At 68.6% G+C, this 14453-nt stretch carries 14 protein-coding genes and 1 tRNA gene; 4 read left to right on the forward strand and 11 right to left on the reverse strand.

What is annotated here, in order from left to right:
• Positions 1-108 precede the first annotated feature (108 nt).
• Entirely contained in the window at positions 109-2298 is a 2190-nt protein-coding gene (locus tag I4Q42_RS06185; protein ID WP_198575195.1) for a protein-disulfide reductase DsbD family protein, read from the reverse strand.
• Between the two features lie 110 nt (positions 2299-2408).
• Between I4Q42_RS06185 and I4Q42_RS06190 the strand changes: the two genes are divergently transcribed.
• On the forward strand, positions 2409-2801 hold the full coding sequence (locus I4Q42_RS06190; RefSeq protein ID WP_198575196.1) for an acyl dehydratase: 393 nt from the start codon (positions 2409-2411) through the stop codon (positions 2799-2801).
• Positions 2802-2806: 5 nt separating this feature from the next.
• Here the strand turns inward: I4Q42_RS06190 and ptsN are convergent, their stop codons facing one another.
• From ptsN to I4Q42_RS06205, 3 genes are all read right to left on the reverse strand, one after another.
• Positions 2807-3271, reverse strand: a complete 465-nt coding sequence (gene ptsN / locus I4Q42_RS06195; RefSeq protein WP_198575197.1) for a PTS IIA-like nitrogen regulatory protein PtsN — start codon at positions 3269-3271, stop codon at positions 2807-2809.
• Positions 3272-3355: 84 nt separating this feature from the next.
• Positions 3356-3988 carry a ribosome hibernation-promoting factor, HPF/YfiA family gene (gene hpf / locus I4Q42_RS06200; protein ID WP_198575198.1) on the reverse strand — a complete coding sequence of 211 codons (633 nt, stop codon included), beginning with the start codon at positions 3986-3988 and terminating at the stop codon, positions 3356-3358.
• A gap of 52 nt (positions 3989-4040) precedes the next feature.
• Positions 4041-4652 carry an exopolysaccharide biosynthesis protein gene (locus tag I4Q42_RS06205; RefSeq protein ID WP_198575199.1) on the reverse strand — a complete coding sequence of 204 codons (612 nt, stop codon included), beginning with the start codon at positions 4650-4652 and terminating at the stop codon, positions 4041-4043.
• A gap of 188 nt (positions 4653-4840) precedes the next feature.
• Here I4Q42_RS06205 and I4Q42_RS06210 point away from each other — a divergent pair, with 188 nt between their 5' ends.
• Positions 4841-6043, forward strand: coding sequence for a Fic family protein (locus I4Q42_RS06210; protein ID WP_198575200.1), 1203 nt, complete (start codon positions 4841-4843; stop codon positions 6041-6043).
• A gap of 51 nt (positions 6044-6094) precedes the next feature.
• On the opposite strand, the gene rpoN is transcribed toward I4Q42_RS06210, so the two are convergent.
• The 6 genes from rpoN to I4Q42_RS06240 all read right to left on the reverse strand — a co-directional run bounded on the left by rpoN (position 6095) and on the right by I4Q42_RS06240 (position 10654).
• A complete protein-coding gene (gene rpoN / locus I4Q42_RS06215) occupies positions 6095-7594 on the reverse strand; it encodes an RNA polymerase factor sigma-54 (protein ID WP_198575201.1) in 1500 nt (499 codons plus the stop codon).
• Between the two features lie 192 nt (positions 7595-7786).
• Positions 7787-8548 carry an LPS export ABC transporter ATP-binding protein gene (gene lptB / locus I4Q42_RS06220; RefSeq protein WP_198575202.1) on the reverse strand — a complete coding sequence of 254 codons (762 nt, stop codon included), beginning with the start codon at positions 8546-8548 and terminating at the stop codon, positions 7787-7789.
• Positions 8549-8556: 8 nt separating this feature from the next.
• Positions 8557-9096, reverse strand: a complete 540-nt coding sequence (locus I4Q42_RS06225) for an LptA/OstA family protein (RefSeq protein ID WP_332873031.1) — start codon at positions 9094-9096, stop codon at positions 8557-8559.
• Between the two features lie 52 nt (positions 9097-9148).
• Positions 9149-9778, reverse strand: a complete 630-nt coding sequence (gene lptC, locus I4Q42_RS06230; protein ID WP_332873032.1) for an LPS export ABC transporter periplasmic protein LptC — start codon at positions 9776-9778, stop codon at positions 9149-9151.
• A 14-nt stretch (positions 9779-9792) separates the two neighbouring features.
• Entirely contained in the window at positions 9793-10410 is a 618-nt protein-coding gene (locus tag I4Q42_RS06235) for a ribonuclease D (RefSeq protein WP_198575204.1), read from the reverse strand.
• Positions 10411-10567: 157 nt separating this feature from the next.
• Positions 10568-10654: transfer RNA gene (locus tag I4Q42_RS06240), tRNA-Leu, on the reverse strand.
• A 142-nt stretch (positions 10655-10796) separates the two neighbouring features.
• Between I4Q42_RS06240 and I4Q42_RS06245 the strand changes: the two genes are divergently transcribed.
• A complete protein-coding gene (locus I4Q42_RS06245; RefSeq protein WP_198575205.1) occupies positions 10797-11768 on the forward strand; it encodes a complex I NDUFA9 subunit family protein in 972 nt (323 codons plus the stop codon).
• A 179-nt stretch (positions 11769-11947) separates the two neighbouring features.
• Here I4Q42_RS06245 and I4Q42_RS06250 read toward each other — a convergent pair whose 3' ends face one another.
• Positions 11948-12757, reverse strand: a complete 810-nt coding sequence (locus I4Q42_RS06250) for an undecaprenyl-diphosphate phosphatase (RefSeq protein ID WP_198575206.1) — start codon at positions 12755-12757, stop codon at positions 11948-11950.
• Between the two features lie 244 nt (positions 12758-13001).
• Here I4Q42_RS06250 and I4Q42_RS06255 point away from each other — a divergent pair, with 244 nt between their 5' ends.
• Positions 13002-14447 carry an NAD(P)-dependent oxidoreductase gene (locus tag I4Q42_RS06255; RefSeq protein WP_198575207.1) on the forward strand — a complete coding sequence of 482 codons (1446 nt, stop codon included), beginning with the start codon at positions 13002-13004 and terminating at the stop codon, positions 14445-14447.
• The last annotated feature ends 6 nt before the right edge of the window (positions 14448-14453 follow it).

Below are 14453 nucleotides of genomic sequence, written 5' to 3' on the forward strand. Positions count from 1 at the left end.
TCATCGCCCGCTTTATGCGGGCGACCCAAGCTGGCTTGGCCATATCCTGACGCCTCGCTTGGGTCGCCCGGACGAGCCGGGCGATGACTTCTGTGGGTAATTCCGCGCCTAGCCCTTCGCCGCCTTCTCCACCGCCTCGATGACCAGGCCCTCGGTCAGCAGCTGGGGCAGGATCACCGGCGCGCTGGAGCCCTTCGGATAGACCAGATACAGCGGCACGCCGGCCCGGCCGTGCTCGGCCAGGGCCGCGGCGATGGCCGCGTCGCGCTTGGTCCAGTCAGCCTTGAGCAGGACGGCGTTCTGGGCCTTGAAGGCTTCGGCGAGGCGGGCGCCGCCCAGGGCGGTCTTCTCATTGACCTTGCAGGTCACGCACCAGTCGGCGGTGAAGTCGACCATCACCACCTTGCCCTCGGCCTGGAGGGCGGCGACGCGCTCGGGGCTCCAGGGCTCGGAGGCCAGGCCCGAGCCGGCCTCGGCGGTCTGAGAGCCGGAGGCGGCGGGGGTCGGAACCTTCAGCGCGCCGACGGTCAGGGCCACGCCGCTGACCAGGCCCGCCAGGGCGAAGCCGAAGGCGACCAGCGGGGTCTTGCCGGCGAACCGGCGGGTCTCGCCCAGGCCGTAGGCCCAGGCGGCGAAGGCGACCAGCACGGCCGCCGCCAGCAGCAGGGCCAGGGCGACGCCGCCCGCCTGCTGGCTGAACACCCAGACCAGCCAGGCGGCCGCGCCGTACATCGGGAAGGCCAGGGCGTGCTTGAGCACGTCCATCCACGGGCCCGGCCGGGGCAGCTTGCGCAGCAGGCCGGGCACGAAGGCCAGGATGACGAAGGGCGCGGCGAAGCCCAGGGCCAGGGCCAGGAACACCGCCAGGGCGAAGACCGGCGGCTGGGTCAGGGCGAAACCCAAGGCGCCGGCCATGAACGGCGCGGTGCAGGGGGCGGCGACGATCACCGCCAGGGCCCCGGTCAGGAAGGCCCCGGCCAGGCCCGAGCCGCCCGAGACGCGGCCGGCCGCGCCTTGGGCGGCGGCGCCGACCTCGAACACGCCCGACAGATTCAGGGCCACCAGCAGCATCAGCAGCGACAGCACCGCCACCACGGCCGGCGATTGCAGCTGGAAGCCCCAGCCCACGGCCGCCCCGCCGGCCCGGACGGCGATCAGCAGGCCGGCCAGGGCCAGGAAGGTCGCCACCACCCCGACCAGGAAAGCCAGGCCCTGGACGCGGGTCTTGCCGGCGTCGTGGGCGTGGGCGGCCAGGCTCGCGGCCTTCATCGACAGCACCGGGAAGACGCAGGGCATCAGGTTGAGGATCAGGCCGCCGAGAAAGGCGAACAGCAGGGCCACCGGCAGGCCGCCCGCGAGGCCGGAAGCGGCCGCGCCGCCGCTCGACGACGAGGCGCCGCCGGTCGAACCGGCGCCGGCCGCGGGCAGCGAGCCTAGCCCTACGGAGCCCGGAAGGGGCGCTCCCTCGACGGCGGTGATCTCGTAGTCGCCGCCCTTGGTGGCCACGACGCCGACCAGTTCCTTCACCGGTTCGGTCGCTTCCGGTCCGAAAGCGAAGCCAGAGGTGAGGGTCAGGGTCAGGCCGTCGGGGCCGCGCTCGATGGCCTGAGGCGCGGCGTGGTCGATGACCTGGCCCGAGTAAGGGAAGAAATAGGCGCCCGCGAAATCGCCGCCCTTCAGGGCCGCGCCGGTCACCGACAGCTTCACGGCCTGGCCGTCGCGCGTCCACACGGCCTTGAGGCCGGCGGGCTTGGGGGCCTTGGCCAGGACGGTGGCGACGGTCTCGCCCCACTTCGGATCGGGCTTGGCCGGGCCGGCGACGATCGGCAGGGTCAGGGTGACCACCGCGTCCTCGGGAACGCAGATCTCCTCGCAGACCAGGAAGGCCGCGGCGGCCTTCAGGGTAACGCTTTCGCCCGGCCTGGCGGTGGCCGGCACGGTGATCGGCACGGGCAGCAGCACCTCGCCGTTGTAGGCGTAGTCCTGCAGCGGCCCGACCCGGACCCGTTCGGGCGTCGGCCAGACGATGTCGCCGGCGGTCCAGCCGGGCGGCAGGGTCCAGACGATCTTGGTGGCGTCGCCGGCGTCGCCGGGATTGCGCCAGTAGGTGTGCCAATGGGTCTGGATTTTCTGGCGCAGGGCCACGAACACCGTCGAGCCGGGAACGGCGGCGGCCTCCTGGGCGACCAGCTCGACCTCGATGTGGCCGGTCTTGACCACCTCGGCGCGGGCGGGCGCGCCGACGGCGAGAAGAGCCAGCGGGGCCAGGACGGCGGCGAACAACCTGCGCAACAGCATCGGCGACCTTGCTAAGAAAACTCGCGAAGACACATGGCCCGCCCGCGCGCTCTCGACAACCGTCAAGGCGGCGTGGTCAGGTCGGGGCCTGCTTCGAACCAGGAAATCCAATGCCCGCATCCTTCGACGACATCGAGATCGGCCAGGTGGTGACGCTGGGAACCACGGTGGTGGACGAGCGAGGCCTGACGGCCTTCATCGCCGCCTTCCAGCCGGGCTGGGACCCGTCGCTGGGCGCGCCCGACGCCATGGTCTTCGCTATCTGGAGCCGGCTCGACAGCGAGGCCACGGCCGACTGGCCGCAGACCAAGCGGGTGGGTGTCGACGCCCTGCGCTGGCTGCGCAACCCGCCCGCCGGCGAGCTGCTGCGCGGCCGCATGACCGTGATGGGCAAGGACCCGGTCGGCGAGGGCAAGGGCATCATCATCGCCCAGCAGGACCTGCTCGACGAGGCCGGCCGACTGGTGTTCTCGTGCCTGACGCGGAGCATCTTCGCCCGCTAGGGCGGTCAGGCCGCCGTCGAGGTCGCTTCGCGGGCCAGCAGCACGTGCACGGCGTCGGCCGAGCGGGCCTGGCGCAGCTGTTCGCGCAGGTCGGGCTGGCGCAGCAGGCGCGACACGCGGGCCAGGGCGCGCAGGTGCTGGGTGTTGGCCTCGGGCGGGGCGAACAGGGCCAGGAACAGGTCGACGGGCTTGTCGTCGAGGGCGTCGAAGGCGACGGGGGTTTCCAGGCGCACGAAGACGGCGCGCACGCGGTCCAGGCCCGGCAGGCGGGCGTGCGGCAGGGCCACGCCCTGGCCGACGCCGGTCGAGCCGGAGGCTTCGCGCTCGATCAGCCCATCCAGGGCCAAATCGGAATCGACACCCAGCACGCGGCCAGCGACGTCGGCGATGACGCCGAGCACCTGGCGCTTGTCCTTGGCGCTGACCCGCAGGGTCACGGCCCCCGGGTCAAGAAGATCGCCGATCGTCATGGACTTAACTAGCTCGCTCTATGCCGGCCGCCGAAGCATGGCCGCCGCGGTCCCGGAAACGCGCCGGGACCGCTTAGGCTCCAGCTAGCTCAAGGTCGAGCCATTTCCATTCAGCGGCTTGGTGCGCTCGGGGTCGATCCAGCCGATATTTCCGTCCGTTCGGCGGTAGACCACCGACAATCCGCCATGGGCGGCGTTCCTAAACACGATTGCCTGGGACTCGGTCAAGTCCAGTTCCATGACAGCCATCGAAACGGTCATCGTCTTGAGGGCGGCCTGGGTTTCGGCGATGACCATGGCCGACGGAGCGCCGGCGGGGTGGTCGTCCTCGGCCGCCCAGTCGTCGGTCTCGCCGTCTTCGACTTCGGGCGCGCGCAGCACGTAGAAGGCCGCGTTTTCCGCCTGCTTGGCGGTGGCGGCGATCGAGTGGCTCTTAAGGCGCTGCTTGTACCGCCTTATGCGCGTCTCGATCTTGGCCAGGGCCTGGTCGAACGCCATGTGGGCGTCGCCGCCGGAGCCGTGGCTCATGAGCTGCTGGCCCGAAGCCAGCTTGACCGAACAATCGACACGGAAGGCGTAACCCTCCTTGCTGATCACGACGTCGGCGTCACCGCCGCGGTCGAAATACTTGCCGATGCTCAGGGCGATTTCGTCGGAGACTCGCGCTCGCAGAGCCTCACCAACGTCGACATGCTTGCCGGAGATTTGGACTTGCATGCCCTATCAACGCGCCCGTCCGGGGGCGGTGTCAAGCGGGAGCAAAACCGCCTCAGAAGAGTCCCGAAAAGACCCCGATCAGCGTCTTGACGGCGGCCGTCACGACCCCTGCGCTGACGAACAGCAGGGCCGCGCTGCCGGCCGCCATCAGATAGCCGAGCAGGGCCAGCAGGCCGTCGCGTTGCAGCAGGGCCAGCGCCAGAACCGCGACCGTGGCTCCCGGCGCCAGGTTGCCCAGCGGGATCGGCAGGATCAGCACCAGGGCCAGCAGGGTGCAGACGACGCCGATGAAACGCTCGCCGCCAGCCACGAACAGGAAACCGAAGCGGGGCCTGGTCACCACCTCCAGCCGCCGCAGGACGGGGGTGATCTTGCGGAACAGGCCGCGCAGGTCGTCGCGCTTCAAGGGTTTTTCGACCAGTCCCTCGGGCAGCCACGGCGCATTGGCGCCCAGGGCGATCTGCGGCGCCAGCAGCAGGATCGGCAGCGACAGGATCGTCGAGGAGCCCGGCGGCAGCGGCAGGCAGTTGAGCAGGCCGAACACCAGCAGCGTCGCGCCGAAGGCCCGGCTGTCGAACGCTTCCAGCATCTGGCCGACCGTCAGGACGGGGCGGGGATCGTCGCCGAAGCCCGCGATCACGTCGGACAGTTTCTCTTGGTTCATGCGCGATCCTGTTTCGCCCCTTCCCTATAACGCGGGAACAGGCTCGTGCGCTTGCGCGAAAGCGTCGCAGATCGTCACTCGTGCGTTCACGACGAAAAAGCTTTCACATGGCCTTGATCGGGCCACCTTATTAAATCTTATTGCAGTAAGATTTAATTGAAAGCTCGATCTATCCTGCCCGTTGAATCATGGACCGCACCGCTCTCAGCCACCGTATCCGCGAAACCCTGGTGCGGCTGCCGCCGCCCCACGAGCACGCCTATGCGGTCAGACCTCCGGCGCCGCCGCGCGGCCACGTGCCGCTGGTGACGATCAGCCAGCGCGTACGCCGCGCCGACCAGGCCCTGGCCGAGGTGGCGGCCTATGCGCTGACGCTGAAGGACCCGTTCGTGGTCAGCCGCATTCTCACCCGCCAGGAGGCCGTGAGCAGCTCGGCCATTGAAGGCACGCAGAGCACGCTCGACGAAATCCTGGCTTCGGAAGAAACGCAGGACGGCGAGACCCGCGCCGCGGTGAAATCGGTCCGCCGATACGCCCGGGCCCTGGACTACTACGTCAAGCGCGCGGGCAAGATCGGCCCCGCCGTGTTCGAGGCCAAGACCCTTCGCCACCTTCACATGCAGGTGATGCGCGAGGAGGAAAACTATCGCGACCCGCCGGGCGAGCCGCGCACGGTGACGGTCTGGATCGGCCAGGGCGACATCAACTACTCGGTCTTCAACCCGCCTCCGGCGGCCCTGGTCGCCGAGCATCTGGCCGACACCCTGGCCTATATGCGCGACAGCGAGGTGGTCGGCCTGGGACAGAGCCTGGTCGCGCGCATGGCCATCGCCCACGCCCACTTCGAGGCCGTTCATCCCTTTCGCGACGGCAACGGCCGGGTGGGCCGCCTGCTCCTGCCGATGATGATGGCGGCCGACGGGGCGACGCCGCTCTATCTCTCGTCCTATATCGAGGCCAACAAGGCCGACTACTACGAGGCCCTGAAGGCCGCCCAGCAGCGCGAAGACTGGCCTGCGATCATCGGCTTCATGGCCGACGCCGTGACCGGGTCGGCGGCCGAGGTGATGCGCACCCGCGACGCCCTGCTGGCGCTACGCGCCCTGTGGTCGGGCCGGCGGAAATTCCGGAAGGGCTCTTCGGCCCTGCGGGCGATAGAGATCTTGGCGACCCATCCGGTGGTCACCATCGGACGCCTGGCGGGCCTGCTCGACGTCAGCTTTCCCGCCGCTAGCAAGGCGGTGGGCCAGTTGGTCGACGCCGGCGTGCTGCATGAGCGCACCGGCTACGAGCGCAACCGCATCTTCGCGGCCAGCGAAGCCCTGGCGATCATGAACCGTCCATTCGGACGCGATCCGATCCTGCCCGAGGCCCAGGGCGCTCTAGGGTAGGCTTACGCGGCCGACCGGCTCGGGCGCTCCGGGCGTTCTGTTTCCAGGGCCTCAGCAGGCTTCCTTGATCAGCCGGCGGCGCTCGACCGACGACGGGATGCGCATGGCCTCGCGGTACTTGGCGACGGTGCGGCGGGCGATGTCGACGCCGGCGGCCTTGAGGATCTCGACGATGCGGTCGTCGGAGTGGACCTCGGCCTCGCTGCGTTCGGCCTCGACCAGGCCCTTGATCTTGTGGCGGACGCTGGCGGCGGAGTGGGCCTCGCCGCCTTCCGACGACTGGATGGCCGAGGTGAAGAAGAACTTCAGCTCGAACACCCCGCGCGGGGTGGCGACGTACTTGTTGGAGGTCACCCGGCTGACCGTGCTCTCGTGCATGCCGATGGCGTCGGCGACGGTCTTTAGGTTCAGCGGCCGCAGGTGCTCGACGCCATAGGCCAGGAAGCCGTCCTGCTGGCGCACGATCTCGCTGGCCACCTTGAGGATGGTCTTGGCCCGCTGGTCGAGGCTTTTGACCAGCCAGTTGGCGCTGGCGAAGCTGTCGGAGACGAAGGTCTTTTCCTGGTCGCTGCGCGCGCCCTTGGAGACGCGGGCGTGGTAGCGCTGGTCGACCAGCACGCGCGGCAGGGTGTCGGTGTTCAGCTCGACATGCCACATGCCGCCCAGGCCTTCGCGCACATGCACGTCGGGCACCAGGGTCTGGGGCGGATCGCTGTGGAAGGCCGCGCCGGGACGCGGAGTCAGGCCGCGGACCTCGGCGATCATCTCGCGCAGGTCCTCGTCGTCGACGCCGCAGATCTTGCGCAGCGCGACCAGGTCGCGGCGGGCCAGCAGGTCGAGATTGTCGAGCAGGGCGGCGATGGCCGGGTCGTAGCGGTTGGCGTCGCGCAGTTGCAATTCCAGGCATTCGCGCACGTCGCGGGCGGCCACGCCGCTGGGCTCGAAGCCCTGCACGACCTTCAGCACGCGCTCGATGCGCTCCAGCTCGCAGCCCAGGCGCTCGGCGATCTCCCACAGATCGGCGCGCAGGTAGCCGGCGGCGTCGACGCCGTCGATCAGGATGGCGGCGATGGCCTCGTCGGCCGGCGACAGGCCGGCCAGGACCAACTGGCCGTTCAGATATTCGGAAAGGGTCTCGGGGCGGTTCAGGGCGCCTTCGAAATTGTCGTCGCCCTCGAAGCTGCCGCCGCCGCCGGCGCGGGACCAGTCGATCTGGCCGCCGGCGTGCTCGGCGCCGAAGCTCTCGCCGTCGCCGGTGGCGCGCTCGCCGGGGGAGACGTCGTCGCCGGGCGTGTCCATCTCGCGGTTGGCCGCGGAGTCGGAGACGCTTTCCATGCCGAGGTTCTCGACGGCGCGCTCGGGCTCGCCGTCGCGTTCGACCTCGCGCTCGCTGTCGTCGCGTTGCAGCAGGGGATTACGCTCGAGCTCGGCCTCGACGAAGGCGTCGAGCTCGATGTTCGACAGTTGCAGAAGCTTGATGGCCTGCTGCAGCTGCGGCGTGATGACAAGGCCTTGGCCCTGCCGGATGTCGAGTCTTGGGCTGAGCGCCAACGCGCCCTCCTGGCAAATCGAACGGAACTTACGATCGCCATTGAAGGGCAGTCTGGTTAACGGGCCGCGAACACCAGCAAATATCGGGCCAGTGCGACCATCCGTCCGCAGAAAAGAAAAAAGGCCTTGCTGGGCAAGGCCTTTTTGAAGGTCGATGCGGCAGGTCGCCCCGCCTCAATCGCGTCCGAACCCTTAAGCCCGGTCGGCGAAGCTGTCGCCCAGGTAAACCCGACGCACTTCCGGATTGTCGACGATCTCCTTCGGAGAGCCCTCGAACAGCACCTCGCCGGCGGCGATGATCGAGGCCCGATCGACCATGTCCAGCGTCTCGCGGACGTTGTGGTCGGTGATCAGGATGCCGATGCCGCGGTTCTTGAGGTAGTTCACCACCTCGCGGATGTCGGAGATCGCTAGCGGGTCGATGCCGGCGAACGGCTCGTCGAGCAGCATGAACGACGGCTCGCTGGCCAGGGCCCGGGCGATTTCCACGCGGCGACGCTCGCCGCCCGACAGGGCCACGGCCGGCGACTTGCGGATATGGGTGATCCGCAGTTCCTCGAGGATGTTGGTCACAGTCTCGCGCGCCTTGCGGGCGTTCTTCTCGCGCATCTCGACCACGGCCATGACGTTCTGCTCGACCGTCATGCCGCGGAAGATCGAGGCTTCCTGCGGCAGGTAGCCGACGCCGAGGCGGGCGCGCTGGAACATCGGCTGGGCGGTGATGTCCTCGCCGTCGAGATAGATCGAGCCGTAGTCGGCGGCGATCAGGCCGGTGACCATGTAGAAGGTCGTGGTCTTGCCCGCGCCGTTGGGGCCCAGCAGGCCGACGACTTCGCCGCGCTTCAGGCGCAGCGAGACGTTCTTGACCACCGGCCGGTCGCCGAAGGTCTTGCCGACGCCGTCGACATAGAGACCGTCCTCGGTCGCGCCGCCGCCCAGGGTTTGAAACTGCATCAGGGCTCTCAGGGCTTGCTGGCGGCGGGCTTCTTGGAATCGTCCGACGTGCTCGGATAGACCACGGCGCGCACGCGGTTCTTCTTGCCCGCGCCCTTGACGCTGGATTCCATGCGCACGTCGTTGGTCTTGGTGTTGACCACCATGCGGTCGCCCCGGGCCACGTCCTGGCCCTGGATGGCGATGACGTTGCCGGTCACCACGATGGTGTCGCTGGCATAGTCGTAGGTCGCCCGGTCGCCGCGCACGGTCTGCTTGGGGGTGACGTAGAACACCTCGCCCTCGGCCTCGACGCGATCGACGTTGCCGCAGCCGTTGCCGCCGCCGCCCGGCTTCTTCTGATTGTAGAGGGTCATCTTGGCCGCGCGCAGACGCGAGGTCTCCTGCAGCACCTCGACGGCGCCGCGGAAGATGGTCTTGCACTGGCTGGAGATGGTCTCCTGCTCGTCGGCCGAGATGTCGACCGGCGCGCTGGAGCCGGTCTGCGCCAGGGCCGCGCCGGCCATCGGCCCGCCCAGCAGGCTCGCGGCGACGCCAGCGACCGCCATTGCTCGTTTCATCGACCTCGCCCTCATCTGTCGCATCGTCCTCATGGTCCCGTCAGTTTTCGTCGCCGCCGACGCGATCGAGACGCGTGCGGACTCCACCGCGGAAAACGATGCGGTCGCCCTTGTCATATACGGAATAGGCGTTGGATTTCACCTGTCCTGTGGGGCCTTCGCCCTGCAGCACGGATTCGCCGGTGATCACGCCGGTCTTGGTGTCGACGAAAGCCTCGTCCGACGCGAAGCGATAGCCGCCGCCGTCGTCCATGCGCACGTCGCCGCGCAGCACGAGCTTGAGGTTGTCCTCGCGATAGACGCCGCTCTTGGACGTCACCCGGCTGGGCTTGGGCTCGTCGATGCCCAGGGTCATGGTCGGGTCGTCCAGCAGCACGCGCTTGAGGTCGGCGTCGTCGCGCACTGCCGACCGCGCCGTGATCAGGAAGGCGCGCCCGTCGTTCGACTGGCCGTAGAAGCGCGGATTGAGCATGCGGATCTGGGACTGGGGCTTTTCGGGCCCGCGCTCGGCCGCCGTCATCGTGCGCCAGACCACCTGGCCGATGGCCGAGCCCAGCAGGGCGACCACGGCGACGGGCAGGGCCAGGCGCGCGGCGCGAACCAGGCGCGAGCGTCGACGCCAGCGCCGCAGATCGCGCTTGAAGCCCCCCCTCATCGCCACATCGGCCACGTCCGTCGTCCCTCTTAAGCGTGCGCGAAGATGTCGACGTCTTCCCAACCGGCCAGGTCGAGCGCGGCGCGGTGGGGCAGATAGTCGAAGGCCGCCTGAGCCAGGGCCATGCGGCCCTCGCGCACCAGCATGGTGTTCAAACGCTCGCGCAGGCCATGCAGGTGCAGCACGTCCGAGGCGGCGTAGGCCACCTGCTCGGGGGTCAGCGCCGCCGCGCCCCAATCCGAGCTCTGCTGGGCCTTGGACAGCTCCACGCCCATCAGTTCGCGCGTCACGTCCTTGAGGCCGTGGCGGTCGGTATAGGTGCGGGCCAGCTTGGAGGCGATCTTCGTGCAGTACACGGGAGCCGTCATGACGCCCAGATGCAGCAGGAACATGGCGATGTCGAAACGACCGAAGTGGAAAAGCTTCAGCACGCCGGGATCGGTCAGCAGCGCCTTCAGGTTCGGCGCGTGATAGGTCGAGCGGTCCAGGCGCACCACGTGGGCGTCGCCGTCGCCGGACGACAGCTGCACCACGCACAGCGGATCGCGCCCCAGGCGCAGGCCCATGGTTTCCGAATCGATGGCGATCGCCGTCGCCCCGGCGAACACGCCGTCGGGCAGGTCGCCTTCATGAACAAAGCTGGCCAAGTGTCTTTCGTCTCCACGCGTCGGCGTCGTCGCGACCGGCGCCGCTCCGACGCCTTATAGTGGAGCGTCGGCGATGCACGCCAGATGAACCGAATATCTATTGCATGGAAAGCTTGGAACCACCCCGCACCTCGCATCCGCGAGGGTTGGTAAGGGGTGGTGCCCAGGAGAGGACTCGAACCTCCACGACCTTTCGGTCACTGGCACCTGAAGCCAGCGCGTCTACCAATTCCGCCACCTGGGCCCGCGGCGCAACCCGTTGGGCCGCTGCGAGGGCCGGACGTTTATGCAAAGGTTCTGACGGCGTCAATCGCATTTCTCACTTTTCTTGCGAACATCCCCAGGCTCGTCTAATCCCCCATTCATCGCAGCGACGAGGAATGAAGATGCAGGGTCTGGTCACGGTGTTCGGCGGCTCCGGCTTCGTAGGAAGCCAGGTGGTGCGCGCCCTCGCCAAGGCGGGCTATCGCGTACGCGTAGCCGTGCGTCAGCCCAATCTCGCCTACCGCATGCGGATGCTGGGCGATGTCGGTCAGATCGAGGTCTTCCAGGCCAATGTGCGCAATGAGGCCTCGGTGGCCCGCGCGCTGGACGGCGCCGAGGCGGCCGTCAACCTGGTGGGCGTGCTGTGGGAAAGCGGCCGCCAGCAGTTCCAGTCGCTGCACGCCATGGGCGCCAAGATCGTGGCCGAACAGGCCGCCGCCGCCGGCCTCAAGCGCCTGGTGCAGGTCTCGGCCATCGGCGCGAACGCCGAGTCGGACAGCAAGTACGCGCGCACCAAGGCCGAGGGCGAAGCCGCCGTCCGCGCCGCCTTCCCGACCGCCACGATCGTGCGTCCCTCGATCGTGTTCGGCCAGGACGACAAGTTCTTCAACAAGTTCGGCCAGATGGCCGCGCTCGCCCCGGCCCTGCCGCTGGTCGGCGGCGGCCACACCAAGTTCCAGCCGGTGTTCGTCGGCGACGTCGCCGCGGCGATCGCCAAGATCGTCGTCGATCCGGCCACCGCGGGCGAGACCTTCGAGCTGGGCGGCCCGACCGTCTACAGCTTCAAGGAGCTGCTGCAGTTTGTGCTGACCGAAACCGGCCGCGCCCGCGTGCTGGCGCCCCTGCCCTGGCCGCTCGCCGGCCTGGTGGGCAAGCTGGGCGACCTGCAGGCCGCGGTCTTGCCGCTGGCCCCGCCGATCACCACCGACCAGGTGGCCCTGCTGAAGGCCGGCGACAATGTCGTCACGCCGGGCGCCAAGGGCCTGGCCGACCTCGGCGTGATCCCCACCGCCGTCGAGGCCGTGGTTCCGTCCTACCTCTACCGCTACCGCAAGGGCGGCCAGTACGCCCCGACCCCGGCCGGCGCGTTCTAACCCTTATCCCTCTCCCCTTGCGGGAGAGGGTGGCCTCCCGGAGGGAGGTCGGGTGAGGGGGCGCACCTACAGAAACGCCGCGACAGCTGATCGGCTGTCGCGGCGTTTTGCGTCTGAAAGACCCCTCATCCGTCGGCTATCGCCGACACCTTCTCCCGCAAGGGGAGAAGGACGATGAATCAGCGCGGGAAGTAGATCAGCGCCAGGCCGGCGACCCCGGCGACGATGCGCCACCAGGCGAACGGGGCGAAGCCGCGCTTGCCGATGAAGTCGATCATGTACTTCACCACCACCAGGCCCGACAGGAACGAGACCACGAAGCCGATGGCGATGATGCCGAACTGGCTGGCGTCGATGTCCTTGTAGCTCTTGATCAGGTCCAGGCCGAAGGCGCCGACCATGATCGGGATGGCCATGAAGAACGAGAACTCGGCGGCCGCCTTGCGCTCGACGCCCAGCAGCATCGAGCCGACGATGGTCGAGCCCGAGCGCGATACGCCCGGCAGCAGCGACAGGCACTGGAAGAGACCGATGAGGAAGGCGGTCTTGAGAGACAGCTTCATGCCGTCGTGCTCGCGGGCCGGCGGGGCCTTCTTGTCGACGATCAGCAGCAGGATCCCGCCGATGATCAGCGAGACGCAGATCACCTGCGGCAGGAACGGGTTCTCGAAGAAGTGCTTGATGACGCCGTGCAGGGCCAGGCCCGCGGCGAAGGCCGGGATGCAGCCGATGACGACGCTGAGCGCGAAGCGGCGCGCCTCGGGCTTGGTCGGCAGGCCGACGACGACGCCCCACAGGCGCTGGAAGTAGAGCGCGACCACGGCCAGCACGGCGCCCAGCTGGATCAGCACGACGAAGGTGTCCCACGGCGTCGCCGGAAGGCTCATGGCCTTGGCCGCCAGCAGCAGATGCCCGGTCGACGAGACGGGAATGAACTCCGTCAGCCCCTCGATCAGGCCCAGCACGATCGCGATCAGCCACTCCGGCATGTCATTCCCTTGTGAAACAAGCTCTTGCGAGCGGAAACGGGCGTGCGCCCGACACGGTAAAAAAAGGGTTTATCCACAAAGTGGACCATTTGACGGTATAGATGAGAGTCGCTCGCAATGACCCTGTCGTCATCACGGATATATTTGTCCAAATATTTGACCACCGCATTCTTATTGCCCGGGAGAGTCCGTATGAGGCCCTCGAAAGCAAATTTTTCCCCGGCTTCGGGGGCGAGGGAAGCGCATGGCCGAGCGCATGTTGAAATTCACGACCGTCGCGCGTCGCACGCCTGAAAAGCGGGCGGCCGAAGAGCGTAACGGCGACTTTCACGAGATCTACGCCGACTTCATCGACGCGAAAGCCAACGAGCAGGCCTCGCGCTGCTCGCAATGCGGCGTGCCCTACTGCCAGACCCACTGCCCGCTGCACAACAACATCCCCGACTGGCTGCGGATGACCGCCGAGGGCCGGCTGGAGGAAGCCTACGCCCTGTCGCAGGCCACCAATTCCATGCCCGAGGTCTGCGGACGGATCTGCCCGCAGGACCGCCTCTGCGAAGGCAACTGCGTCATAGAGCAGTCGGGTCACGGCACCGTGACGATCGGCTCGGTCGAACGCTACCTGACCGACAAGGCCTGGGAGATGGGCTGGGTCAAGCCGCTGGCCGCCAAGGCCGACCGCGGCCAGTCGGTCGGCATCGTCGGCGCCGGCCCCGCGGGCCTGGCCGCCGCCGAGAAGCTGCGCGAGGAAGGCTACGCCGTCACCGTCTACGATCGCCACGACCGGGCCGGCGGCCTGCTGATCTACGGCATCCCCGGCTTCAAGCTGGAGAAGGACGTCGTCGAGCGCCGCACGAAGCGCCTGGCCGACGGCGGCGTGACCTTCAAGCTCGGCTTCGAGGTCGGCAAGGACGCCAGCCTGGAAGACCTGCGCGCCGAGCATGACGCGGTGCTGATCGCGGTGGGCGTCTACGCCGCCCGCGACCTGACCGTGCCCGGCGGCGGCGACAAGGGCGTGGTGCCCGCGCTCGACTATCTGATCGCCTCCAACAAGAAGACCCTCGGCGACGAGGTTCCGGCCTATGACAGCGGCGAGCTGAACGCCGACGGCAAGGACGTGGTCGTGGTCGGCGGCGGCGACACCGCCATGGACTGCGTGCGCACGGCCATCCGCCAGGGCGCCACCTCGGTCACCTGCCTCTATCGCCGCGACAAGGCCAACATGCCCGGCTCGCTGCGCGAAGTGGCCAATGCCGAGGAGGAAGGCGTGACCTTCGAATGGCTGGCCGCCCCGCGCGCCCTGTCGGGCGACGCACAAGCCGTGACCGGCGTGCGCGCCATCCGCATGCGCCTGGGCGCGCCCGACGCCTCGGGCCGCCGCAGCCCCGAGGAGATCCCCGGCGGCGACTTCGACCGTCCGGCCCAGCTGGTGGTCAAGGCCCTGGGCTTCGAGCCCGAGAACCTGCCGGAACTGTGGGACGCCCCCGACCTGAAGACCACCCGCTGGGGCACGGTCAAGGCGGACGTGCGCCACCAGATGACCAATCTCGACGGCGTGTTCGCCGCCGGCGACATCGTTCGCGGCGCCTCGCTGGTGGTGTGGGCGATCAAGGACGGCCGCGACGCCGCCGCCGCCATGCACCGCTACCTGAAGGCCAAGGCGGCCGCGACTTTGATCGCGGCTGAGTAAGAGGAA

This window comes from Caulobacter hibisci, assembly GCF_016135805.1.
In the GTDB taxonomy this organism is placed as follows: domain Bacteria; phylum Pseudomonadota; class Alphaproteobacteria; order Caulobacterales; family Caulobacteraceae; genus Caulobacter; species Caulobacter hibisci.